This window comes from Bradyrhizobium sp. T-12 (assembly GCF_058314695.1).
Map to the genome: position 1 here is coordinate 3,695,281 of NZ_CM177756.1, position 22,687 is coordinate 3,717,967.

The 22,687-nt window shown below is 64.5% G+C and carries 23 protein-coding genes; 20 read left to right on the forward strand and 3 right to left on the reverse strand.

All coding sequences use genetic code 11. The features are described from left to right. The first annotated feature begins 73 nt into the window (after positions 1-73). The 9 genes from AC0WRY_RS17375 (at position 74) to AC0WRY_RS17415 (ending at position 9,196) form a co-directional block, all read left to right on the forward strand. Positions 74-934, forward strand: a complete 861-nt coding sequence (locus AC0WRY_RS17375) for a hypothetical protein (protein WP_491120092.1) — start codon at positions 74-76, stop codon at positions 932-934. Beyond that, positions 925-1,956 carry a sensor histidine kinase gene (locus AC0WRY_RS17380; RefSeq protein WP_491120094.1) on the forward strand — a complete coding sequence of 344 codons (1,032 nt, stop codon included), beginning with the start codon at positions 925-927 and terminating at the stop codon, positions 1,954-1,956. The genes AC0WRY_RS17375 and AC0WRY_RS17380 overlap by 10 nt, the downstream gene beginning before the upstream one ends. A gap of 249 nt (positions 1,957-2,205) precedes the next feature. Then, positions 2,206-3,885 carry a DUF3300 domain-containing protein gene (locus AC0WRY_RS17385; RefSeq protein WP_491120096.1) on the forward strand — a complete coding sequence of 560 codons (1,680 nt, stop codon included), beginning with the start codon at positions 2,206-2,208 and terminating at the stop codon, positions 3,883-3,885. After that, positions 3,882-4,799, forward strand: a complete 918-nt coding sequence (locus AC0WRY_RS17390; protein ID WP_491120098.1) for a DUF2950 domain-containing protein — start codon at positions 3,882-3,884, stop codon at positions 4,797-4,799. The genes AC0WRY_RS17385 and AC0WRY_RS17390 overlap by 4 nt, the downstream gene beginning before the upstream one ends. Further along, positions 4,783-5,247 (forward strand): hypothetical protein, encoded by a 465-nt coding sequence (locus tag AC0WRY_RS17395; protein WP_491120100.1) that lies wholly within the window; start codon positions 4,783-4,785, stop codon positions 5,245-5,247. Before AC0WRY_RS17390 ends, AC0WRY_RS17395 begins: the two co-directional genes overlap by 17 nt. A 171-nt stretch (positions 5,248-5,418) precedes the next feature. Further along, positions 5,419-5,589 (forward strand): hypothetical protein, encoded by a 171-nt coding sequence (locus tag AC0WRY_RS17400; RefSeq protein ID WP_194402060.1) that lies wholly within the window; start codon positions 5,419-5,421, stop codon positions 5,587-5,589. 431 nt (positions 5,590-6,020) lie between these two features. After that, positions 6,021-8,213, forward strand: coding sequence for a VTT domain-containing protein (locus tag AC0WRY_RS17405; protein ID WP_491120102.1), 2,193 nt, complete (start codon positions 6,021-6,023; stop codon positions 8,211-8,213). Positions 8,214-8,260: 47 nt separating this feature from the next. Beyond that, positions 8,261-8,878, forward strand: coding sequence for an endonuclease/exonuclease/phosphatase family protein (locus AC0WRY_RS17410; RefSeq protein WP_491120104.1), 618 nt, complete (start codon positions 8,261-8,263; stop codon positions 8,876-8,878). 126 nt (positions 8,879-9,004) lie between these two features. Then, positions 9,005-9,196, forward strand: coding sequence for a hypothetical protein (locus AC0WRY_RS17415; protein WP_194402062.1), 192 nt, complete (start codon positions 9,005-9,007; stop codon positions 9,194-9,196). 54 nt (positions 9,197-9,250) lie between these two features. On the opposite strand, the gene AC0WRY_RS17420 is transcribed toward AC0WRY_RS17415, so the two are convergent. After that, the gene (locus tag AC0WRY_RS17420; RefSeq protein ID WP_491120106.1) at positions 9,251-9,475 is read right to left on the reverse strand and encodes a hypothetical protein; all 225 of its coding nucleotides are present in this window, start codon (positions 9,473-9,475) and stop codon (positions 9,251-9,253) included. Positions 9,476-9,731: 256 nt separating this feature from the next. On the opposite strand from AC0WRY_RS17420, the gene AC0WRY_RS17425 reads away from it, so the two are divergent. Beyond that, the gene (locus tag AC0WRY_RS17425) at positions 9,732-10,049 is read left to right on the forward strand and encodes a DUF1476 domain-containing protein (RefSeq protein ID WP_491120108.1); all 318 of its coding nucleotides are present in this window, start codon (positions 9,732-9,734) and stop codon (positions 10,047-10,049) included. A gap of 15 nt (positions 10,050-10,064) precedes the next feature. On the opposite strand, the gene AC0WRY_RS17430 is transcribed toward AC0WRY_RS17425, so the two are convergent. Next, positions 10,065-10,655, reverse strand: a complete 591-nt coding sequence (locus tag AC0WRY_RS17430; RefSeq protein WP_491120110.1) for a TIGR00645 family protein — start codon at positions 10,653-10,655, stop codon at positions 10,065-10,067. Between the two features lie 211 nt (positions 10,656-10,866). Here AC0WRY_RS17430 and AC0WRY_RS17435 point away from each other — a divergent pair, with 211 nt between their 5' ends. Both AC0WRY_RS17435 and AC0WRY_RS17440 read left to right on the forward strand, forming a co-directional pair. After that, on the forward strand, positions 10,867-11,100 hold the full coding sequence (locus AC0WRY_RS17435) for a hypothetical protein (protein ID WP_371746362.1): 234 nt from the start codon (positions 10,867-10,869) through the stop codon (positions 11,098-11,100). 751 nt (positions 11,101-11,851) lie between these two features. Further along, positions 11,852-12,778 (forward strand): septal ring lytic transglycosylase RlpA family protein, encoded by a 927-nt coding sequence (locus AC0WRY_RS17440; protein ID WP_194402067.1) that lies wholly within the window; start codon positions 11,852-11,854, stop codon positions 12,776-12,778. On the opposite strand, the gene AC0WRY_RS17445 is transcribed toward AC0WRY_RS17440, so the two are convergent. Then, positions 12,775-13,728 (reverse strand): alpha/beta fold hydrolase, encoded by a 954-nt coding sequence (locus tag AC0WRY_RS17445; protein WP_491120112.1) that lies wholly within the window; start codon positions 13,726-13,728, stop codon positions 12,775-12,777. The two genes, AC0WRY_RS17440 and AC0WRY_RS17445, sit on opposite strands and share 4 nt — an antisense overlap. 153 nt (positions 13,729-13,881) lie before the next feature. Here AC0WRY_RS17445 and AC0WRY_RS17450 point away from each other — a divergent pair, with 153 nt between their 5' ends. The 8 genes from AC0WRY_RS17450 to AC0WRY_RS17485 all read left to right on the forward strand — a co-directional run bounded on the left by AC0WRY_RS17450 (position 13,882) and on the right by AC0WRY_RS17485 (position 22,677). Further along, a complete protein-coding gene (locus AC0WRY_RS17450; protein ID WP_491120114.1) occupies positions 13,882-15,144 on the forward strand; it encodes a D-alanyl-D-alanine carboxypeptidase family protein in 1,263 nt (420 codons plus the stop codon). A 2-nt stretch (positions 15,145-15,146) separates the two neighbouring features. Further along, positions 15,147-15,833, forward strand: a complete 687-nt coding sequence (gene tmk, locus AC0WRY_RS17455; RefSeq protein ID WP_194402070.1) for a dTMP kinase — start codon at positions 15,147-15,149, stop codon at positions 15,831-15,833. Further along, positions 15,830-16,876 (forward strand): DNA polymerase III subunit delta', encoded by a 1,047-nt coding sequence (locus AC0WRY_RS17460; protein WP_194402071.1) that lies wholly within the window; start codon positions 15,830-15,832, stop codon positions 16,874-16,876. Before tmk ends, AC0WRY_RS17460 begins: the two co-directional genes overlap by 4 nt. Positions 16,877-16,983: 107 nt before the next feature. Continuing rightward, positions 16,984-19,002 (forward strand): methionine--tRNA ligase, encoded by a 2,019-nt coding sequence (gene metG, locus AC0WRY_RS17465; RefSeq protein WP_491120117.1) that lies wholly within the window; start codon positions 16,984-16,986, stop codon positions 19,000-19,002. Between the two features lie 11 nt (positions 19,003-19,013). Beyond that, positions 19,014-19,790, forward strand: coding sequence for a TatD family hydrolase (locus AC0WRY_RS17470; protein ID WP_491120119.1), 777 nt, complete (start codon positions 19,014-19,016; stop codon positions 19,788-19,790). Positions 19,791-19,803: 13 nt separating this feature from the next. Then, positions 19,804-20,601, forward strand: coding sequence for an MBL fold metallo-hydrolase (locus AC0WRY_RS17475; RefSeq protein ID WP_491120121.1), 798 nt, complete (start codon positions 19,804-19,806; stop codon positions 20,599-20,601). A 178-nt stretch (positions 20,602-20,779) separates the two neighbouring features. Then, a complete protein-coding gene (locus AC0WRY_RS17480; RefSeq protein ID WP_194402075.1) occupies positions 20,780-21,361 on the forward strand; it encodes a TRAP transporter small permease in 582 nt (193 codons plus the stop codon). Between the two features lie 2 nt (positions 21,362-21,363). Beyond that, entirely contained in the window at positions 21,364-22,677 is a 1,314-nt protein-coding gene (locus AC0WRY_RS17485) for a TRAP transporter large permease (protein ID WP_194402076.1), read from the forward strand. Positions 22,678-22,687 lie beyond the last annotated feature (10 nt).

Consider the following 22,687-nt stretch of genomic DNA (forward strand, 5'->3'; position numbering starts at 1 on the left):
CGTGCCGCAATACTCGGTAGACTTGCCTGAAAAGCAGCCGTCGGAAGCTGCGGCAATGGAGCTGAGCAGGCGCATGAGCGGTGTTTCCGTCAGGCCGTGGCCAGCCGTGGCCGCACTGCTGTATCTCGGCCTGTTCGTCGCCATGAGCCTGCTGTCCTGGCGCGCGGAAGCGGGCGAGCGAAGCCGGCGCGGCGAGCTCAAGCGCGTGCTGGTGTTGCACTCTTTCGGCCGCGAGTTTCGGCCATGGAGCGAATATGCCCGCGACATCAAGAACGAGCTCGAGCGACAGTCGCTCTGGCCGCTCGACATCCAGGAGCACGCGCTGCTCACAGCGCGCTTCAACAATCCTGGTCCCGAGGCGCCATTCGTCGAATATCTGCACTCGCTGTACCAGGGCGCGACGCCCGACGTGGTGTTGAGCATCGGCGCGCCTGCCGCCCGGTTTGCGCAGAGATACCGTGCAAGACTGTTCCCAGATACGCCGCTCATTCTCACCGCGGTCGAGAGTCGGCTGATTGATCGCGCAGGTCTCAGCTCCAACGATGTGGTCGTGGCAGTTCGCAACGATTTTATGGCGGCATTCGAGAACATCCTGCAGCTTCTGCCGGGCACCAAGTCCGTTGCCGTCGTGGTTGGAGCCTCGCCACTCGAGAAGTTCTGGGTCGAGGAGGTCAAGCGGGAGCTGAAACCTCTCGACGGGCGAGTCGAGCTGGTCTGGTATTCGGATCTGTCATTCGAGGAGATCCTGAAGCGCGCATCGAAGCTCCCGCCGGAGACCGTGCTGTTCTGGGGGCTGATGTCGGTGATGCGGCCGGCGTCGTCCACGAGAGCGACATTGCCCTGCGCAGCCTTCATGCAGTCGCGAATGCTCCGATCTTCTCCTATCAGGAGCCTTTTTTCGGTGACGGTCCCGTCGGAGGACCGATGCATTTGATCGCGGAAACGACTTCAAGGACTGTTCGCGCCGCGATCGGCATCCTCGGCGGCGCCAAACCGGAGAGCGTCAACTATGAGCCTATCGGCTTCGCAGCCCCCCGATACGACTGGCGGGAATTGAAGCGCTGGGGCATCAGCGAGAGCCGTTTGCCTCCTGACAGCCAGATCCTGTTTCGCGAGCCGAACATCTGGGAGCGTTATCGCTGGGAGATGTTGATGATCGCTGCTGCGTTCCTCGTGCAGGGCGGTCTCATCAGCGGGCTGCTGCACGAGCGGCGGCGGCGGCGCCTTGCCGAGGTCGAATCGCGCCAGCGTCTCGCCGAGCTCGCTCACGCCAATCGCTATTCCGCCGTCGGCGAGTTGACCACGTCCATCGCCCACGAACTGAACCAACCACTCGGCTCCATCCTGACCAATGCCGAGACGGCAGAACTCATGCTGAGCGCCAAGGCGCCCGACATCAACGAGGTTCGTCAGATTCTCGCCGACATCAGGCGCGACGACCAACGGGCAAGCGAGGTGATCCGCCGGCTGCGCTCCATCCTGAAAAGGACGCCGTTTGAAATCAAGGACACCGAGCTCAACGGTACCGTTCGCGAAGCGCTCGACCTTCTGAAGGCCGTTGCCGACGGACGCCGCGTCGCCTTGACCTACGCGCCTGTCCTGACCGATCTCCATGTCAAGGGCGATCCAGTCCAGCTTCAGCAGGTCATCCTCAACCTGGTCATCAACGCGATGGATGCGGTGTCGGATGCGGGCGCCGGAAGGCGGGAGATCAGCGTCTCGACCCTTCGGGCCGGCAATCAGGCTGAGATCAGGATCGCCGATACCGGACCCGGAATAGCCCCGGCCGACCTCGCTCAGGTTTTCGATCCGTTTTTCACGACCAAGCCGCTAGGCATGGGAATGGGACTGGCGATCGTCAAAACCATCATCGAGGCCCATCACGGCGAAATTGTCGCGGCAAACCGCGCCGCTGGCGGCGCCTTGTTCACGATGCGGCTCCCGATCGCGGGCTGAAGAGGCGATACCCTTGATCTTGATCGAGCCTCCGGGGCGCCGCGGCCGTTTCTCCTCCGCGGTCGCGAAATGACGATTACCCTGTTGGCGCAGCGTCGCGTGCCGGCTCATGATGGATGCCGAACTGATCGAATGAGGGTTTGGTCTTGCGCTGCAGCAGTCCCGTGGATCTCGTTTCGTTGATCTCGATCAACGAACGCCTCCGATCCGGCTCGATCTTCCCCAGTTGGAAGTACGAAGGAGGGTGTGATGTTTCGCTGCGGCAAGATCCTGATGGCGCTTGCGTTCACAATGGCGACCTCGTTCGCTGCAATGGCGCAGACCCCAACGACGCCTGCGGTCCCGACTCCGCAGGCGCAGCCGGCAAGTCCCGCGGCGCCGTCGGCCGAGCTTCTGAAACCCGAGCAGCTCGAAGCCCTCGTTGCGCCGATCGCGCTCTATCCGGATGAACTCCTCGCCAACGTTCTGGCCGCCTCGACCTATCCGCTCGAGGTGGTGCAGGCTGACCGCTGGCTGAAGGAGCGCAAGACCCTCAAGGGTGACGCACTGAAGGCGGAGGTGGACAAGCAGGCCTGGGACGACAGCGTCAAGGCGCTCGCCAGCACCGCCGACGTCCTGACCATGATGAGCGACCAGCTCGACTGGACCAAGAAGCTCGGCGATGCCTTTCTCGCGCAGCAGCCCGATGTGATGGATGCGATCCAGCGCCTGCGCACCAAGGCCTATGACAACAAGAAGCTGGTCACCACCAAGCAGCAGAAGGTCAGCGTTCAGTCTCAGGAAGGCAAGCAGGTCGTCGTGATCCAGCAGGCCAATCCCGCGGAGATGTATGTGCCGTACTACGATCCGGCCACGGTCTATGGCGGCTGGCCCTATGCGGAATATCCGCCTTATTACTGGGGCTATCCGTCCTATATCGGCGCGGGTGTGGTCGCGGCGGGGCTTGCTTTCGGCACCGCATGGGCGATCGGGCGGTGGGGCAATTACTGGGGCGGCGGCTGCAACTGGGGCAATCGCAACGTTTACGTCAACCACCGCACCACCAACATCGGCAATGGTTGGCAGCACAATCCGGCGCATCGCGGCGGCGTCCGCTACAACAACAGCAACGTTCAGCAGCGTTTCGGCAACAACAATTTGAAGGCCGGCGTGTCGGACCGCATGGATTTCCGCGGTCGTGATGGCAATCAGGTGCTGCGTCCCAATCAGGCCGCGGGAGATCGGGCAGGCGACCGTGCCGGTGATCGTGCTGGTGATCGCGGTGACCGGGCAGGAGACCGCGCGGGCGATCGTGCGGGAGATCGTGCAGGCAACCGCGGTGATCGGCCCGGCGGTGGTGATCGTGCCGGAGCCGCGGATCGCGCCAAGGGCGGCGGCGACCGCGCCAAGGCTGCAAACAAGGCCGGCGGCGATCGCGCAAAGGCTGCTAACCGCGCCGGCGGCGCTGCGGCCAATCGTGGCAGCGGCGGCAATCGTGGCGGTGCCATGAACGTCTCCTCCGGCCGCTCGGCAGCTGCAGCATCCGCCCGTGGACGGTCGAGCATGGCGAGCATGCCGCGCGGTGGCGGCGGCGGCCCGAGCTTTGCCGGCCGCGGCGGCGGTGGCGGAGCGGCGATGCGTGGAGGCGGGGGCGGCTTCCGTGGCGGTGGCGGCGGTGGTCGGCGCTCCGATATCGCGCTGAAGCACGACATCACGCTCCTCGGCCATCTCTCGAGCGGCATCGGCTACTATCGCTTCAGCTACATCGGTAGCGACAAGGCCTATGTCGGCGTCATGGCCCAGGAGGTCGAGCAGGTGATGCCTGCCGCGGTGAGGCGCGGCAGCGATGGCTATCTGCGGGTCCATTACGAAAAGCTGGGGCTGACATTCCGCACCTACCGCGACTGGCTCGCCGGCGGCGCGAAGGTCCCTGCGGAGGTGACGCCATGACCGTCCTAGACACATTCCGTCGCGCAATGTTGCCGGGCATCATCACGCTGGTGTTGCTCGGCTCCGAGCTGCAGGCGCAGCAATCCTTCAAGACGCCGGAGGATGCGGCGGCTGCGCTCGCCGCCGCGGTCAAGAGCGGACCGGACGACATCCTGAAAGTGCTTGGGCGTGCCGCCGACGACATCGTCTCCTCTGGCGACGAGATCGCCGACAACGACATCCGAGCGCGCTTCACGTCGATGTATGACGCCCGGCACGCCATCAAGGCTGAAGGCAACAAGACCGCGACGTTGGTGCTCGGTCCGGATGACTTCCCGTTCCCCATTCCGCTGGTCAACACCAAGGCCGGCTGGGAATTCGACACCGACGAGGGACGCATCGAAGTGCTGCGCCGGCGTATCGGCCGCAACGAGCTCGATGCGATCCAGACCGCGCTCGCCTTTGTCGACGCGCAGAATGAATATGCCGACAAGGACCGCGGCGAGGGCGCCGGCGTCTATGCGCAGCGCATCGTCTCCTCGCCGGGCAAGAAGGACGGCCTGTTCTGGCGCGACGACAACGACCCGAGCCCACTCGGCGCGCTGGCGGCCGAGGCCTCGAAAGAGGGCTACCGCGCCGGCGATGTCGGACCTGCGCCCTATCACGGCTACTACTTCCGGATTCTCAAAGGGCAGGGCCGGGACGCTCCCGGCGGCGCGCTCAATTACGTCGTCAAGGGCAAGATGATCGGGGGCTTCGCCTTGATCGCCTGGCCTGCCGAATACGGCAATTCGGGCATCATGACCTTCCTGGTCAATCATGCGGGTACCGTCTACCAGAAGGATCTCGGCAAGCGCACGGCCTTCGTCGCCGAGCGTACCTCGCTGTTCGATCCTGATGAGACCTGGAAGAAGGTCGATGCCCCGGCAAAGTGAGGTGAGAGCTGCGCTTCTGTCGATCGCGCGTTGTCTTATTGCGGGCGCGCTGCTCGCCTTTGCCGCGCCTGCCACCCCGTCGTTCGCCCAAGCAGCGGGGCAAGTGCGCGTCAAGATCGTGAAGGCTGGCCTGCTGATCGGAGGCGGCGCCGGCAACGGCGTTCTGACCTATCGCGGCCGCAACTATCCATTCCGCGTAACCGGAGCGAGCCTCGGCATCACGGCAGGGGCAAGTGTCGCACGACTGCAGGGCTGGGCCTCCGGCATAAAGGATGTGAGCGACTTCGCCGGCGTCTATAGCTCGGTCGGTGGTGGTGCGGCTGTTGTCGGGGGCATCAACGGCGCTCACCTGCGGAACGACAAAGGGGTGACAATGGTCCTGCAAGGAGGAAAGCTGGGCGCAGAATTCGCCGCCAATCTGAGCGCGATCATGATTTCCTTGAGGTGAGGGAGTATTCGTCGTTATGGCGGTACGTGAGCTGCTGGAGAAGCATGCAGACGTAACGATGGGCTTCGCCCGGCCAGTGTAATCCAGCCTCGTGCGCGCCGAAGAAACTCGCCGACGCTCAGTCGCAAGCGAAGACCGATACATAACGTCGAGGCCCGCAACGATCGCAACATGTTTGTCATCGCCGGGGCGCTCGGCGCGATTGGGGGCGCCTATGGCATAGCCACAAGCTCCGGCCCCTGGACTGCGACGCTGTTCGGAATTGCATACGGGCTTGCGGGCATCTTGATCGGAGTGCCACTCGCCGGTTTCCTGAACATCACGCGCCGACTTTGGCATTAGCTGCCGGCGACAAGCGCGGGGCTATTGCGGCGGGCCTTCGCCCTAGTAGCGGTCGTAATACCGATGCCGGTGAGGGCGGTAATAGCGTTCACCGTAGCCGTAAGGTGCGTAACGCGGTCGCGCGTAGGCGCCGGGGGCGTGATAGTCGTTCGGAAAGCAGCGACCATTCGAATAGTTGAAGTCGTAGCCGTGCGGACAAGAGCGGCCTCTTCCCGGGAATTGGACCAGTTGAACTTGAGCTTCCTGGGCAGGCGGGGCCGGCAATGGTCCAAGCGTAGCCAGCGACAAGATCACAGCTTGGATAAGCACCATTTCTCTCCCTCTTGGTCGATCTCTAACGAAAGATAAGGGAGCGAGTTCCCGCGAGATTGCTTTTCGGAGCCAACGTACCGCCAATCTTTGACGTGGATACGCCTGGGTCTGATGGGCGTATGGGCGACATGAGCACGCGCCACTCCTCCCAAGCGATGGAACCCCTTGAGCGTTCAGCGCGTTTAGACGCGAACGCGAATTGCGAGGTCCACCTGCTTCAGAGCTCATCGACCCTGATCCCCGGCGATACCGTCTGGCGACGCTGCAAGACGCGGCGCGTGGCGGTTTTGAACGACGCTGCCGCATACTTTGCCGCCCTGCGCGAGGCGCTGCTCGATGCGCAGGATCTCGTCTACATCGTCGGATGGGACATCCATAGCGAGACGAATTTGGTCGGGGCCGCCGGGCGGGCGGATGACGGCTTGCCCGAGCAACTGGGTCCATTTCTGCGCGCGCTGGTGCATCGCCGGCCGGGCTTGCGGATCAACATTCTGGTCTGGGACTTCGTCTCGTTCTACGCCTCCGAAAGGGAGTGGAATTCCGCGGCGAAATTCACCGCCGATACCGATGGCCGAATCCAGTTTGTGCTGGATTCCACTCTTCCGTTCGGTTCAGCGCAGCACCAGAAGATTGTCTGCATCGACGGTTCACTGGCGTTCATCGGCGGCCTCGATCTGACGATCCGTCGCTGGGACACCAGCGAGCATCGCGCCGATCTGCCGTTGCGCTGCGATCCGCAAGGCAAGCCATACCCGCCGTTTCATGATGTTCAATGCCTGGTCGACGGCGATGCCGCCGCCTCACTGTTCGAACTCGTAGAGGCGCGCTGGCGCGCGGCAGGCCAACTGACGCACGAGCGGCAACCGACAAAGCGTGCGCGCTGGCCGGCGCATGTGCCGGTCGAGGCCGAGCACATGCCCGTGGGCATCGCCAGGACCGACGTCGTGTGCCCCATCGATTCGACCATCAGGGAGGTCGAGCGTTCGCTGATCGCAGCGATCCGGTCCGCGACGAGCTTCATCTACATCGAAAATCAGTTCACCAGCGCCACCAGGATGGCTCAGGAATTGGCCGCGCAGATGCAGCGCGTGCCGGCGCTGCGGGTCTTGGTCGTTGCGCCGAAACTGCATTCCTCGTGGCTGGAATCCCAGGCCATGCAGAACGGCCGCGGCGCCTTCATCGCCTGTTTCAGCGAGGCCGGAGTCGCCGATCGTATCCGCTTCGTCTACCCGGTCTCGCGCGATGGGGAGACGGAAGCGGCCGTCATGGTGCACAGCAAGCTCATGATCGTTGACGACAGGATCTTGCGCATCGGATCGGCCAATCTCAACAACCGGTCGATGGGGGCCGATAGCGAATGTGACCTGATCTTTGAAGCCGCGTCCGATGAGCATCGGGATTTCGTCGTATCGGTTCGCCATCGCCTGATCGCGCATTTCTGCGGCGTCGACGAACACACCATCGTGCAAAACGACGCTCGTCTCTTTGACTTCCTGGACGAGGTCTCGACGGCCGATGGGGCGAAGACGCTGCGGGAAGTGGAAGCCTCGGTCCTGACCAGCACGCTGGCCACGATGGTTCAACCGGTGGCGGATCCCGAGCGACCCCTTCACCTCGAGCGGGCGGCCTCTCGCATGTGGAGCACCAAGACCATCATCGGGATCGTCTCGATCGCCGTGGCGCTCCTTGGCCTGGCGATGGCGTGGTCGTACACGTCCTTGAGCGGTTTCGCCGACACCGGGCGCATCTCGAATTTGCTGTCCGCCTATTCGCAGTCGGTCTGGGGGCCTCCACTTGCGGTCGTGGCTTTTGTCGTCGGCGGCCTGGTGGTGTTTCCGGTGCTCGTGCTCATTGCGGCCACGGCGGCCGCGCTTGGGCCATGGCTGGGCTTCGTCACGGCGATCGCCGGGGTCTTGCTCAGCGCCTTCATCCTGTTCGTGATCGGACGGGCACTCGGACGACAGCGGCTCCAGCAACTGCTCGGACGGCGTGCGGCGCGCATCCAGGACCGCGTAGTCGGCAAGGGCATCCTGGCTGTCGTCGTGATCCGGATGATCCCCATCGCACCGTTCTCGGTGGTGAATGTCGTGGCCGGTGCGAGCACGCTGCCTCTGCGTGACTTCCTGGTCGGCACCCTGCTGGGCATGACCCCTGGCATCCTTGCCATGGCGGTTCTCGGGGCGCAGATCGCGGATGTGGCCCGCAATGCGTCCTGGAGCAGCATGTTGCTGCTCGTGCTGGCGTTCCTGGGCTGGCTCGGCATCTGCGCCGGCGCGCAATTCGTCGCGACCTGGCTCGCCGGGAGGCGCTGATGCGCTTCATGACCTGGAACGTGCATGGCACGTTCAACCTCAATCCGATGTTCGATCTCGAGGGCGTGTGCTCCATTATTCGCAAATGGGCTCCCGATGTCGTCGCGCTCCAGGAGGTGGATTCGCGATCGAGGTCGGACGATCCGTTTTCGAAGCTCGCAAGTGTCGTCGGCGATCACCGCGTTCACGCCAAGTCGATCGTCACTGCGGATGGCGATTACGGTCAGATGCTCCTGAGCCGCTTTCCATTCTCCGGTGCGCCCGAGATCGCCGACGTGTCATATCGAGAGCGTGAGCCGCGCAGAGCCATTGCGACAAGCCTGCTGACCCCCGCGGGCGACGTGCGGGTCGTCGCCACGCATCTGGGCTTGAGCATCCACGAGCGCTATGCGCAGGCTCAGGCCTTGGTGAGCCTCGTCAAGCCGGCGAGGACCGTCGTGCTCGGCGACTTCAACGACTGGTTTTGGGTCAAGTCAGTGCGGCGCGTGCTCGCACAGGTCTGCCCGAACCGCACGCGATTGCGAACTTTCCCGTCGCGTTTGCCGCTCCTGCGGCTTGACCGGATCTATGCGACGTCCGACAGCGAAATCGTGAAAGTTTGGACCGACGAGGAGGCACGAGCCTTCTCGGATCATCTGCCCGTCATTGCCGAAATCGAGCTTTAGAGGCATATAGAAAGTCTTTATTTTACAATAGCATAGCTACTGTGCATGGGGTTGTTTTTCCACATTTGCGTCAGGCGCGTTCAGAGGGGGTAAGGAACTCTTTCCTCACAGCGGCGTTATCTTCCCATGGCTGAAGATCTTTCCTTCCGACGCAAACCCCTGACCCCCGAGCAGCGCCAGGCGCGCGATGCGACTCGCCGGATCGAGGCCGAAAAGGCCATGCGCGATCATGAAGAGGCGCAGAAGGCGTTTTACGCCAACAAGGAGCGGCTGAAAGCCGAACGACTGGCGCGTGAAGCCGCGGCGGCAAAGGACTGAGCTCGCGCGGGCTCTCGTCCGCAATCCTCCGACACGATCGTCAGGCCGCCGGCGCTAGTGCCGGGGGGAGATCCGCGCGGTGCTCAAAACCAGCATGAGCGTCTGGACGGCCCCTGTGAAGTTGCGGCGCGGCATTTGCGCTTCGATCGCCTCGGCTGCGATGCGACAATCGTCGGCGACCTTGAGCAGCCCGCTTCGCGTGAGGTCCATGTTGGAGAGGGCGGCCTGCTCCAGGCAGACCCGTTCAAGCCGTCGAAATTCCCGAAGCTCTCTGTTCATGCGTCAGCTCCCGGTGTGCCCAAGGCCATGCGGCGCTGAGTCTGCTTAACGAACGGTAAACGACATCCACTTAGCCGGGCTGGCTGGCGCTGAGCTTGTGCAGCCATGCGCGCGCCGAGCCAAGGGGGCATTGGCAGGCTTGACGGCGTCTTCCTTCCGCCGGAAGCTTCAAATGATCTTAAACCAGCGTGAACCGCGGAGACGTTCGCCCCCAGCCAGTCCGACCCACATCAGCGAAAGCGCAATGGAGCTGACCATGACCACGTTCGACAAGCGCGAGCAGGGCTTTGAGGCCAAATTCGTCCACGACGAGGAACTCACGTTCAGGGCCACGGCCCGGTCCAACAAGCTGCTCGGTCTCTGGGCCGCAAGCAGGCTCGGTCTGAACGGCGATGCCGCGACGAGCTATGCAACGACGCTGGTGACGGACCATCTGCAAGACAGGACGATGGACGAGGTGCTCGACAGGGTGTCAGGCGATCTTGCCGGCACGGGCCTTGCGCGCGAGCAGATCGCGGTCAAGCTGCAGGAATGCCTGCATCAGGCCATGCAGCAGCTCGAGACAGACAGGTAAGTCGGCCGTCAGGCGCTATTCGGCCTGCTTGCGCGCGCCGGAATCGCCGAGCTTGTCGACATAGGCAATGCCGATCGCCGAGACCACGAAGGTGAGGTGGATCAGCACCTGCCACATCACGCCGGTCTCGGTGTAGCCGGCGCGGTTCGAGCCGAGATTGCCGGCCTCGATGAAGGTGCGCAGCAGCGCGATCGAGGAGATGCCGATGATGGCCATGGCGAGCTTGATCTTGAGGACGCTCGCGTTGACGTGGCCGAGCCATTCCGGCTCGTCGGGATGGCCCTGCAGGTCGAGCCGCGAGACGAAGGTCTCGTAGCCGCCGACGATCACCATCACGAGCAAATTGGAGATCATCACGACGTCGATCAGCGCAAGCACGCTCATCATGATCTGCTGCTCGGTGAGATCGATCGCGTGCCACGAGAGGTGCCAGAGCTCCTTCAGGAACAGCACGATGTAGACGCATTGCGCCACGATCAGTCCGAGATAGAGCGGCAGCTGCAGCCAGCGCGAGCCGAAGATGATCATCGGCAGCACGCCGAGGCGCGGCAAGGGCGGGCGCGGTTCGGTCCGAGGTTCGGATTGGGGTGAAGGCTCAACCGACATTCAGGCCGCATCCTCGCAATCGAGACGATCGCTTTCTAACCCGGCAAGATGGCCGGCGGAAGACGCGGCGCGCCAGCCGCCTTCGGCGGATCGCGCCATCCGTGGTAGCGTGCCGCGCGGCCGTCGCGCGACGGCCCGGATTGGGAGGCGGGGAGTGAGGGGAAGCGGCTTCGGCAGATGGGCCAGTGGGGTGGCGCTCGCCGGCGCAATCATGGTGGGCGCTGGCTCTGCGGAGGTGTCGGCGACACCGCTGACGCCGTTTCGCTACGAGGCGCAGGCGCAGCGTCATTGTCCGCACGACAAGGTGGTCTGGCTCGATTTCAGGAAGGGCGTCTACTACCGCAAGGGTCAGAAGCGGTACGGCCAGGGCTTCGACGGCAGCTTCGTCTGCCAGAACGAAGCCCGCGGCGGCCTGTATCGCCGCTCGCTGCTGGGCCTGCGCTGAGCGGCGCCTGCGCAGTCCAAATTCAAGCGGAGGTGAGATCGGCAACGTTGCGAGCTGAGTCGCGGCGGTGCCGCGGATGGAAATGCCGAGGAGAGGAGGGGCTCAGGCGAAGGCCAGGGCCATGAGGCTCGAGCAGAGCAGGACCAAACCGCCGGCGGTCAATGCCAGGAAGCCGTCGGATACCAGGTCATGGTTGCGCATGGGACACCTGCCGCTCTCGTCTTCGATGCTCGGTCGGATCGATTAAAATTGTCCGAACATGCCGTCTTGAAAGAGGTGATGCTTGTCTCCCGCGCGAGTGCCCTCAGGCCCGCGTGCGGTAGCCTTCAAACGCATGGGCCAGGAAGATCCCCGCGCTTACTAGACCCATCAGTGCCGAAACCGTCTCGATCATCGTTAAATTCCAAATCCCGCCCTTGCATCCGAGAGAACGCGTGCGGCCTTGCACAGTCAAAAGAATTCCAGTGAAGGCAGCGACAATGGGGGTGGAGTGAGGATTTGGCGCAACAGAATGTCCAGCCCTGAGACAGCGCGGGCGCCATCGCTCCGTAGAACAACGGAAAAATGCGAACGTCTCGTTTACCATCCCGGCGGGATCGCTGAGGCCTCCCCATTTCCGCCGCGTTCCGGTTGCGTTATCGTTACCGCTTCCGAGACGGTGGTGGGCCGCCTTGGATCAGATGACCGGACGGCGCTCCCCGTAGCCAAAGCGGGGTTGGGTACGTCTCCGGCAAAGTGGTATTTGGGGCGAATGGGGATCCGACGGTCAGATTCGGTTTTGCGGGCCGCGCGCGGTGTTGCGGCGGTCGCGGCCTGCGTAGCGCTTGCCAATTGCGCCTCCTCCAACAAATTCGCCAGCCGCGTCGATCCCAAATACGGCGTGTCGTCGAGCCCCCGGGTTGTGGCGTTCGGGGAGCCGGTCCCGAAGGGCGGCGGCACCTACCGCGTCGGCAAGCCCTATGTCGTGGCAGGCAGGACCTACGTGCCGGAGGAGGACGTCAACTATCGCGCCGAGGGCATGGCGTCCTGGTATGGCGATGATTTCCACGGTCGCCTGACCGCCAATGGCGAAGTGTTCGACATGACGTCGCTGACCGCGGCGCATCCGACCCTGCCGATGCCGTCCTACGCCCGGGTGACCAACGTCTCGAACGGCAAGTCGCTGATCGTCCGCGTCAATGACCGCGGACCCTATCACGGCAACCGCCTCATCGACGTCTCGAACAAGGCCGCCGAACTCCTTGAATTCAAAGGAAATGGTGTCGCCAAGGTCCGCGTCGAATATGTCGGCCGGGCGCCGCTGGAAGGCTCCGACGACCGCCAGCTCCTGGCGACCCTGCGCACCGGCGTTCCGGCGCCGTCGCCTTCGATGGTCCGGGTCGCCTCGGCAAAGCCGTTCGTGCCGGAATTGCCGGGATCGAGCCGCGGCGCCATTCGCGGCGACGTGCCGATGCCGGAGGGGCGGCCCTACAATCTCGGCAACACCTCCGCCGACATGGCCTCGCTCAATGCGACCTCGGAAATGTCAGCCTCAAGCCGCAACCGGGGCCGGGCGGTCCAGAACGCCCGCGCGGTATCCTATGACGAGGACGGCCGTTACGCGCCGGAGCGCGCTGCTTCGTCGGCCGACGGCGCCGCCGAGGCTCGCAGCATCCTGAGCGGCCGCGGGCTCTACTAAGCCGCGCTGGCCTTCAGGAACGCTACCAGCGCCGTGTTCACCTCGTCGGGTCGTTCCTGCTGGATCCAGTGGCCGGCACCCTCGATGATCAGCTTTTGCTTCAGGTTGGGCAGGACGCGCTCGAGCTCGTTGACGCGCTTGGCGCCGATCAGGCCGGTGATGACGGCGTCCTTGGAGCCGGCGATGAACAGCGAGGGCTGACGGATCTGCGCGTCCTGCCAGGGCGCCGTCAGCTCCCAATTGCGGTCGATGTTGCGGTACCAGTTCAGCCCACCGCGAAAGCCGGACTTGCGGAAGCTTTCGGTGAAGTAGGCGAGATCAGCCTCGCTGAGCCAGCCGGGCAGTGGTTCCTCTGTCGTCGCGTGGCTGAGAAAGCCCTTGCCCTCCTGCACGAACATGGCGGCGGTGGGCTCGGCAAGGCCTCGCCCCCCGAGCACGATGCGCATGGTGCGGGCGACGTCGCGCTCCAGCTCGGCCTCGGCGACACCGGGGGCCTGGAAATACTGCCAGTAGAAATTGGTGACGCCGCCCTGCCGCAGCAGGTCGAGCGGCTTGCCGCGGCCGCGGAACGGCGGCGGCACGCTCAGGCCAGCGACCGCCGTGAAGATGTCGGGCCGGAACAGCGCGGCATGCCAGGCGACCGGCGCGCCCCAATCGTGGCCGACCACCATCGCCTTGCTCTCGCCCAGCGCCTGCACGAGGCCGACCACGTCGCCGACCGTGTCGAAGATCGAATAGGCGGCAGCGTCAGGCGGCGCGGCGCTCTGGCCGTAGCCACGCATGTCGGGGGCGACGACGTGAAACCCGGCCGCGGCGAGGGCGGAGATCTGGTGGCGCCAGGAATAGGACAGCTCCGGCCAGCCATGGCACAGCACGACCAGTGGACCCTGGCCGGCTTCGCGGATGAAGAGATCGATGCCGTTGGCCTTGATCACGCGGGTGGAGGACATCGCTTTTCCGCCTTGTTTCAGGGGTTTGGTCGAAAAACATAAGACGCCACGATAGGGGCGCGGCGAGAATCGTGCAATCTCGGGGACAGGTATCGAACCGCGTGTTGTTCGCATCTGTTCCAACTGTTAGAACGCCTCTCTCAGGGCTTCGCCATGGCATTTCGTCTTCCTTTGCTTGGTCGCAACCGGCTCACCGCCGGAACGCTGGCGCGCGGGCTGGTCGCTGCAATTCTGGTTGTCGGCATCGGCTGGAGCGGGACGCTTCTCGCCGCCAACCAGAGCATCCAGGGCGCCAAGAAAACGGAGGATGCCGGCTTCGACGGCGATGCTCCGACCGCGATCCTGATCGAAGCCTCCTCGGGCAGCGTGCTGTTCGAGAAGAACGCCGACGAGCTGCGCGCGCCTTCCAGCATGATGAAGTTGATGACGGCTGAGGTCGTCTTCAACGCCATCAAGAAGGGCGACATCAAGCTGACCGACGAGTATCGGATCAGCGAGAACGCGTGGCGGCGGGGCGGTGCGCCCTCGGGCGGCTCGACCATGTTTGCCGCCATCAACAGCAAGGTCTCGGTCGACGATCTCCTGCACGGCGCGATCATCCAGAGCGGCAACGATGCCTGCATCGCGCTCGCCGAGGCCATGGCCGGCAACGAGAAGATCTTCGCGGCCGACTTCATGACCAAGCGCGCCCGCGAGCTTGGCATGACCAGATCGACCTTCGGCAATTCCAACGGGCTGCCCGATCCCGCCAACAAGATGACGGTGCGCGAGCTCGGCATGCTCGCCCGGCACATCATCCTGGACTTCCCGGAGTTCTACAAACTGTTCGGCGAGAAGGAGTACACCTGGAACAAGATCCGCCAGCCCAACCGCAATCCGCTGCTCAATTCGATGGAAGGCGCCGACGGCCTCAAGACCGGCTACACCAAGGAAGGCGGCTACGGCATGGTCGGCTCGGCCGTGCAGAACGGAACGCGGCTGATCGTCGTCGTCAACGGGCTGGAAGACCCCGAGGATCGCGCCACGGAAGCCAAGAAGATGCTGGAATGGGGTTTTCGCAATTTCGAGACCCGTACGCTGATCGCGACCGACCAGCCTGTCGGTTACGCCAAGGTGTTCGGCGGCGAGAGCCGCTCGGTCAAGCTCGTCGCCAAGACGCCGGTGAAGGTGATGGTGCACAAGAACGGCAGCGACAAGCTGATCGCGCGCGTTGTCTATAGCGGTCCGGTACGAGCGCCGATCGAGGCCGGCCAGCAGGTCGGCGTGGTCAGGGTCTGGCGCAGCGGCAACATCGCGGTGGAGACGCCGGTCTACGCGGCCGAAGCGATCGGCACCGGCTCGACCGTGCGACGCGCGATCGACGGCGCCAGCGAGCTCGTGATCGGCATGTTCCGCGCAGGCGCCGAGAAGCTCTGATCATGAGTGAGAGCGCGGGACAGCGGCCGTCCGGACGCGGACGCTTCATCACCTTTGAAGGCGGCGAGGGCACCGGCAAGTCGACCCAGATCAAGAAGCTCGCCGACCGCCTCAAGGCCGCCAAGCTCCGCATCCGCGTCACCCGTGAGCCGGGCGGCTCGCCGGGCGCCGAGATCATGCGTCATCTGGTGCTGTCGGGCATGGGCAGGCTGCTCGGTCCCGAGGCGGAGACGCTGCTGTTTGCCGCCGCGCGCGATGACCATGTCCGTACCGTGATCCTGCCTGCGCTGAACCAGGGCACCTGGGTGCTGTGCGACCGGTTCGCGGACTCGACGCGGGCCTATCAGGGCAGCCTCGGCCGCGTGCCTGAAGGGCTGATCAACGCGATGCAGCGGGTCACGATTGGCGATCTCAAGCCGGATCTCACCATCATCCTCGATTTGCCGGTCGAGATCGGCTTGCAGCGCGCCGCCGCGCGCCGCGGCAACGGCACGCCCGACAGGTTCGAGGGCGAGAAACTCAGCTTCCACCAGGGTCTGCGCGAGGCTTATCGCAAGATCGCCGCGCAGGATCCAGCGCGCTGCGTGCTGATCGACGCCAATTCCGACCCTGACACGGTCGCGGCCCGGGTCTGGGCGGCGCTGCGCGATCGTCTCCTGCCCACACCGGCCTCGGTGGTTTCCGCATGAGCCGGCGTCCGACCGAGCGCGAAAGCGCCATTCCGCATCCGCGCGAGACCAGCCGTCTGTTCGGCCATCGCGAGGCCGAGACGGCACTGCTGACGGCCTATCGCAGTGGGCGGATCCCGCATGCCTGGCTGATCGGCGGGCCGCAAGGGATCGGCAAGGCGACGCTGGCCTATCGCATGGCGCGCTTCGTGCTCGCTCACGGCCAGCCGCTCGCGAATGCCGTGCAGCGGGCCGAAGACCTTGCGATCGATCCTGATGACGCCGTGGCGCGCCAGGTCGCGGCGAGCTCGCATGGCGGCCTCTTGACGCTGGAGCGTACTGCCAACGACCGCGGCGTGATGCGCACCGTGATCACCGTGGACGAGACGCGCGAGACGATTGGTTTCTTCGGCTCGACCGCGGCGGCCGAAGGCTGGCGTGTCTGCATCGTCGACACCGTCGACGAGCTCAATCCGAACGCCGCCAACGCGCTTCTGAAAATTCTCGAGGAGCCGCCGCAGCAATCGCTGTTCCTGCTGGTGAGCCACGCACCCGCGCGCGTGCTCGCCACCATCCAGTCGCGTTGCCGCAAGCTGCGCCTGCGGCCGCTCGCGACGGACGACGTGATCAGTGCCGCAGCTTCGGCCGCCGAGCTCGATCCGAAAGACCCCGCGCTGCGCGAGGCGGCGGAGGCCTCCGAGGGAAGCGTTGCACGGGCCCTGACGCTGCTCGGCGGCGACGCGCTGAAGCTTCAGCAACGCACGGCCGCACTGCTGGCGCGCCTGCCGCAGGTGGATCCGCGCGAGTTGCACACGCTAGGCGATTCGCTTGGCACCAGCGACCGCGTCGCGCTCGCCGCCTTCATCGACGGCATCGATCGCTGGATCGCGGAACGCCTGCACGCGGACGAGGCCAATGCCAACCAGAACCTGCCGCGCCTTGCGCGGCTAGCTGAGGTATGGGAAAAGATCGTCCGCGCCGCGCGCGACACCGAAACCTACAATCTGGAGCGCAAGCCCTTGGTTTTCTCGGTGTTCGGCTGGCTGGCGGACGCAACGCGCTAAAGCATGATCCGGAAAGGTGCGCAGCGGTTTTCCGACGGGATCATGTGCAAACAACGGCCTGACGCAGGCTCGTTTCCAATTTTGAGAAGCCGGTAAAGGAATTCGTCGTGGCAACGCGAGCTAAGAAAACAGCTAAAGGCAAGAGCCGCAAGAAGGCTGCGAAGAAGGCCGCAAAGACGGCGGTGAAGGCGCGTGCGCGCAAAGCTGCCAAGGCCGTCAAGAAGGCCGCGAAGTCGAAGAAGGCTGCCGCCAAGAAGGGCGTGAAGAAGAGCGCCGCGAAGGCATCAAAGAAGGCCGGCAAGAAGTCCGCGAAGAAGCAGGCCGTCGCCTCGAAGGCGGTTAAGAAAGCGGTCAAAAAGCCAACCAAGAAACCAGCCAAGAAGCCGACCAAGACTCCGGCGAGGAAAGTGGCCAAGAAGGCCAGAGTGACGCCGCCCGCTGTGATCGCAGCGCCTGCGCCCGTCGTCGCGCCGCCGAAGGCTGTCAAGCCGAAGGCGCCGCGCGCGCCGAAGCCCGCGGCGGCTCCGCAAGCCTCAGCGCCCGTAGCTGCACCGAAGCCTGCCGCGCCCGTTGCCGCCCCCGCGCGCGACAACGTCTTCTACGTCACGACCGCGATCGCCTATCCCAACGGCAGCCCGCATATTGGCCACGCCTATGAGGCGATCGCGACCGACGTGCTGGCGCGCTTTGCGCGGCTCGACGGCAAGGACGTGTTCTTCCTGACCGGCACCGACGAGCACGGCCAGAAGATGGTGCAGACGGCGGCCGGCGAGGGCATGTCCGCAGCAGCCCTCGCAACCCGCAATGCCGGCCGCTTCAAGGAGATGGACGAGCGTCTGAACGTATCGTTCGATCGCTTCATCCGCACCACCGAAGAGCAGCATCATCGCTCCAGCCAGGAGATCTGGCGGCGCATGGAGGCGAATGGCGACATCTATGCCGACACCTATGCCGGCTGGTACTCGGTGCGCGATGAGGCCTATTACGCCGAGGACGAGACGCGTCTCAATGACGATGGCGTTCGGCTCGGACCGCAGGGCACGCCGGTCGAATGGGTTGAGGAGAAGAGCTATTTCTTCCGCCTGTCGGCGTACCAGGACAAGCTGCTCGAGCTGTACGCGGATCACCCCGATTTCATCGGCCCGGACTCGCGCCGCAACGAGGTGGTGAGCTTCGTCAAGGGTGGCCTGCGCGATCTCTCGATCTCGCGCACCACGTTCGACTGGGGCGTGAAGGTGCCCGGCGACGAAGAGCATGTGATGTATGTCTGGGTCGATGCGCTGACCAACTACATCACCGGCGTCGGCTTCCCCGACGAGAGCGACAAGAACTGGCGTTACTGGCCGGCCGACGTGCACATCATCGGCAAGGACATCATCCGTTTCCACGCGGTGTATTGGCCGGCGTTCCTCCTGTCGGCCGGGATTCCGCTGCCGAAGCGGGTCTATGCCCACGGCTTCCTGTTCAACAGGGGCGAGAAGATGTCGAAGTCGGTCGGCAACGTCGTCGATCCCTTCAACCTTGCCGACCAGTACGGCGTCGACCAGATGCGCTATTTCTTCCTGCGCGAAGTGCCGTTCGGGCAGGATGGCAATTACAACCACGAGGCCATCGTCGCGCGCATCAATGCCGACCTGGCCAATGATCTCGGTAACCTCGCCCAACGCTCGCTGTCGATGATCGCCAAGCAGCTCGGCGGTGTGTTGCCCGAGCCCGGCGAATTCAGCGACAGCGACAAGGCGATCCTGGCGATGGCCGACGGCATGATCGCCGCGTCACGTGAGGCGATGGCGACGCAGCAGATCCATCATTGGCTCAACGCCGTCTGGGCCGTGGTCGCGGAGGCCAACCGTTATTTCGCGGGCGAGGCGCCGTGGGCGCTCGCCAAGACCGATCCGGCCAGGCAGAAGACGGTGCTCTACGTCACCGCTGAAGTCGTGCGCCAGATCGCGATCCTGGCTCAGCCCGCGATGCCGGCCGCATCCAACAAGCTGCTCGACTCTCTTGGTATCCCCGAGGGCGAGCGCAGCTTTGCCATGCTCGGCGGGGCCAAGCGGATCGCGCCGGGCTCGACGCTGCCGGCGCCGACGCCGGCGTTCCCGCGCTACATCGAGCCGGCGGCCTGAAGGCGCTCGCGATGCTGGTCGACAGCCACTGCCATCTGGATTTTCCGGACTTTGCGGAAGATCTCGACGGGATCGTGTCGCGGGCACGCGCGGCCGGCATCGGGCGCATGGTCACGATCTCGACGCGGGTGCGAAAGCTGGAGGGCCTGCTCGCGATCGCGGAGCGCTATGACGACGTCTACTGCTCGGTCGGCACCCATCCACACAACGCGGACGAGGAGGACGGCATCGCACCGGACGAGCTGATCGCGCTCACGGAGCATCCCAAAGTCGTCGCGCTCGGCGAGGCCGGGCTCGACTATTTCTACGACAACGGCTCGCCGGAAGCGCAGGCGAGGGGCTTTCGCGCCCACATCGCCGCGGCCCGCGCCACCGGCCTGCCGCTCGTGATCCACACCCGCGAAGCCGACGAGGACTGCGCCCGCATCCTGGAAGAGGAGGCGGGACGCGGATCGTTTCGCGCCGTGCTGCATTGTTACACGGGCGGGCGCGAGCTGGCGCTGAAGGCGGTGTCGCTCGGGCTCTATATCGGTTTCACGGGCATCCTGACCTTCAAGAAGTCGGAAGCGTTGCGCGCGCTCGCGGCCGAACTGCCGGCCGATCGTATCCTGGTCGAAACGGACTCGCCCTATCTTGCGCCGGGCAAGTTCCGCGGCAAACGCAACGAGCCTGCCTATGTGGTGGAGGTCGCAAAGGTGCTGGCAGAGACGCGCGGGGTGTCGTTCGACGAAATCTCGCGCCAGACCAGCGAAAACTTCTTCCGCCTGTTCTCGAAGGTGAAGGCTTGAAACTGGAAACCGCATGACGCTGACGCTGACGATCCTGGGTTGCGGCTCCTCCGCCGGCGTGCCGCGTCCGGCGCTCGGCTGGGGCGCCTGCGATCCCGACAATCCCAAAAACCGCCGCCGGCGCTGCTCGCTGCTGGTCGAACGGATCTCCGAGCATGGCACCACGCGCATCCTGATCGACACCTCGCCGGACCTGCGCGAGCAATTGCTCTCGACCAATGTCGATCACATCGACGCGGTGTTCCTGACGCATGAGCACGCCGACCAGACCCACGGCATGGACGATCTGCGCCCGGTCGTGATGCACATGCGCCGCCGGATCCCGACCTATCTCAACCAGTCGACGGCCAAGGATATCCTGGCGCGCTTCTCCTACTGCTTCATTTCGCCGGAGGGCAGCGACTACCCGCCGATCCTGACGCGGCATTCAATCGAGGCGGGCGAAAGCCAGACCATCCTGGGGAAGGGAGGCGCCGTGACGATGACGGCCTTCCTGGTGCAGCATGGCGCCATACCCGCGCTGGGCTATCGGATCGGGGATGCCGCCTACACACCCGATCTCAACGACATCCCGCGCGAGAGCTGGGGCGCCCTGGAAAACCTCGACCTCTGGATCGTCGACGGCCTGCGCTACACCAGCCATGTCAGCCATTTCAGCATCAACGACGCGCTGTCCTGGATCGAGCGGTTCAAGCCGAAGCGCGCGGTCATCACCAACATGACGGCCGACGTCGACTACGAGGTGATCCGGCAATCGTTGCCCGCGGGCATCGTGCCCGCCTTTGACGGGCTGCGGCTGGAGACGCATTGAACCTGCGGTAGAAATTCCGTCGCGAGCAGGCATAGTCCTTGCTTGCACCGGCTGCATCATGTTGATCTAACGTCTGAAAGACAGGCGGTTGGCCAGGGGCGATATTCAGGCGGATCGGCGGCGAGCGACATGCGATCGCCGGGCCGGCTGAATCGCCTCGTGCGATGATGGGGATGGTGTGGCAGGGAACGACGTAAAGGCCGGGGGACCAGTGCGCCGCGCGCTCGATCTCCTTTATCTCGGGGCAGGCTACGCCGCCGGCGTCTTCCTGGTTGCGATCTTTGCAATCATGATGATCATGTCGGTCGGGCGCCAATTTGCGATCAACATCCCCGCAGGTGATGATTTCGCCTCCTGGTGCATGGCCGCGCTGGCTTTCCTCGGCCTTGCGCATACCTTCAAGCGCGGAGAGATGATCCGTGTCGGCCTTCTGCTCGAACGGCTGCGCGGGCGGACCAAGTGGATCGCGGAGATCGTAGCACTCGGGATCGCGACCGCCTTCGTCCTCTATTTCACCCGCTATGCCGTGCAGATGACGTACGATTCCTGGCGCTTCAACGATGTGGCGCAGGGCGTCGTCGCGCTTCCGCTCTGGATTCCGCAGCTCGGTTTCGCCGGTGGTCTTGCGATCCTGTCGATCGCGCTGATCGACGAGATGGTCAATGTCATCGGCGGTAACCGGCCCACCTACGAGAGGGGCTCGCCGGACGAGACGCCGGAAGAATTCGTCGAACGCATCTCGCAAGGCGGCGGAGGTTGACCGTGGCCAATCTCGGCATGATCGAGCTGTCATTCGTCCTGCTCGGCGTCATGATCCTGCTGCTGGGAAGCGGCGTCTGGATCGCCGTCTCGCTCGGGCTCGTCGGCTTCGTGGCGATGGCACTGACCACCAGCCTGCCGCTCGGCGCCGTGCTCGCCACCACCACCTGGAGCGCCAGCTCGTCGTGGACACTGGCCGCGCTGCCGCTGTTCATCTGGATGGGCGAGATCCTCTTCCGCACCAAATTGTCGGAAGAGATGTTCCGTGGCCTGTCGCCCTGGGTTCAGTGGCTGCCCGGGCGCCTGACCCATGTCAACGTGATCGGCTGCGGAATCTTCGCGGCGGTCTCGGGCTCGTCGGCCGCGACCTGCGCAACGATCGGCAAGATCGCGCTGCCCGAGCTCGACAAGCGCGGCTACGACAAGGGCCTGAGCCTGGGCTCGCTGGCGGGCTCCGGCACCCTCGGCCTGCTGATTCCGCCATCAATTCCGATGGTCGTCTATGCCGTCACGGCCAACGTCTCGGTGCTTCAAGTCTTCCTCGGCGGCTTCCTGCCGGGCCTGCTCGTGGTCGTGCTCTATTCGGGCTACATCATCATCTGGTCGCTGCTGAACCCGAAGAAGATCCCGCCGCGCGACCCGCCGATGCCGTTCCGGGAGAAGCTGCGGCAATCCGCCAAGCTCGCACCGTGTCTGCTGCTGATCCTCGCGGTCTTCCTGTCACTCGTGCTGGGCTTCGCGACGGCGACGGAATGCGCTGCGTGGGGTGTGTCGGGCGCTTTGCTGCTGGCGTGGTGGAGCGGCACGCTGACGCGCAAGACCCTGTTTGAGAGCATCATGAGCGCAACGCGCTTGACGTGCATGATCATGCTGATCCTGGCCGGCGCGGCCTATACCACTGCGGCGATGGCCTATACGGGTATCCCCGCGGCGCTCGCCACCTGGGTGCAGGGGCAGGAGCTCACGCCCGGCATGCTCGCGCTGTATCTGAGCATCATGTACATCATCCTCGGATGCCTGATCGACGGCATCTCGATGATCGTCCTCACTGCCGTCATCGTGCTGCCGATGGTCAAGCAGGCCGGGCTCGATCTGGTCTGGTTCGGCGTCTATCTCATCATCCATGTTGAGATGGCGCAGATCACGCCGCCCGTCGGGTTCAATCTCTTCGTGCTGCAGAACATGAGCGGTCGCGATACGTTGACGGTCGCGCGGGCGGCGTTTCCGTTCTTCGTGCTGTTGCTGGCCGCCGTGTTCATCATCACCGAGTATCCGCAGATCGTGATGTTCCTGCCGAAGCTTGCCTTTCCAGATTGATCACGCCACG

Bases quoted from the DNA above. Each gene is read 5' to 3' on its own strand.
- AC0WRY_RS17395 (WP_491120100.1), top strand. From the start codon at position 4,783: ATGCCCCGGCAAAGTGAGGTGAGAGCTGCGCTTCTGTCGATCGCGCGT.
- AC0WRY_RS17435 (WP_371746362.1), top strand. From the start codon at position 10,867: ATGGTGGGCGCTGGCTCTGCGGAGGTGTCGGCGACACCGCTGACGCCG.
- AC0WRY_RS17400 (WP_194402060.1), top strand. From the start codon at position 5,419: ATGTTTGTCATCGCCGGGGCGCTCGGCGCGATTGGGGGCGCCTATGGC.
- AC0WRY_RS17380 (WP_491120094.1), top strand. From the start codon at position 925: ATGCATTTGATCGCGGAAACGACTTCAAGGACTGTTCGCGCCGCGATC.
- AC0WRY_RS17420 (WP_491120106.1), bottom strand. From the start codon at position 9,475: ATGAACAGAGAGCTTCGGGAATTTCGACGGCTTGAACGGGTCTGCCTG.
- AC0WRY_RS17445 (WP_491120112.1), bottom strand. From the start codon at position 13,728: ATGTCCTCCACCCGCGTGATCAAGGCCAACGGCATCGATCTCTTCATC.
- AC0WRY_RS17415 (WP_194402062.1), top strand. From the start codon at position 9,005: ATGGCTGAAGATCTTTCCTTCCGACGCAAACCCCTGACCCCCGAGCAG.
- AC0WRY_RS17470 (WP_491120119.1), top strand. From the start codon at position 19,014: ATGCTGGTCGACAGCCACTGCCATCTGGATTTTCCGGACTTTGCGGAA.
- AC0WRY_RS17375 (WP_491120092.1), top strand. From the start codon at position 74: ATGAGCGGTGTTTCCGTCAGGCCGTGGCCAGCCGTGGCCGCACTGCTG.
- AC0WRY_RS17475 (WP_491120121.1), top strand. From the start codon at position 19,804: ATGACGCTGACGCTGACGATCCTGGGTTGCGGCTCCTCCGCCGGCGTG.
- AC0WRY_RS17410 (WP_491120104.1), top strand. From the start codon at position 8,261: ATGTTCGATCTCGAGGGCGTGTGCTCCATTATTCGCAAATGGGCTCCC.
- AC0WRY_RS17450 (WP_491120114.1), top strand. From the start codon at position 13,882: ATGGCATTTCGTCTTCCTTTGCTTGGTCGCAACCGGCTCACCGCCGGA.
- AC0WRY_RS17390 (WP_491120098.1), top strand. From the start codon at position 3,882: ATGACCGTCCTAGACACATTCCGTCGCGCAATGTTGCCGGGCATCATC.
- AC0WRY_RS17405 (WP_491120102.1), top strand. From the start codon at position 6,021: ATGGGCGACATGAGCACGCGCCACTCCTCCCAAGCGATGGAACCCCTT.
- AC0WRY_RS17430 (WP_491120110.1), bottom strand. From the start codon at position 10,655: ATGTCGGTTGAGCCTTCACCCCAATCCGAACCTCGGACCGAACCGCGC.
- AC0WRY_RS17385 (WP_491120096.1), top strand. From the start codon at position 2,206: ATGTTTCGCTGCGGCAAGATCCTGATGGCGCTTGCGTTCACAATGGCG.
- tmk (WP_194402070.1), top strand. From the start codon at position 15,147: ATGAGTGAGAGCGCGGGACAGCGGCCGTCCGGACGCGGACGCTTCATC.
- AC0WRY_RS17460 (WP_194402071.1), top strand. From the start codon at position 15,830: ATGAGCCGGCGTCCGACCGAGCGCGAAAGCGCCATTCCGCATCCGCGC.
- AC0WRY_RS17425 (WP_491120108.1), top strand. From the start codon at position 9,732: ATGACCACGTTCGACAAGCGCGAGCAGGGCTTTGAGGCCAAATTCGTC.
- AC0WRY_RS17440 (WP_194402067.1), top strand. From the start codon at position 11,852: ATGGGGATCCGACGGTCAGATTCGGTTTTGCGGGCCGCGCGCGGTGTT.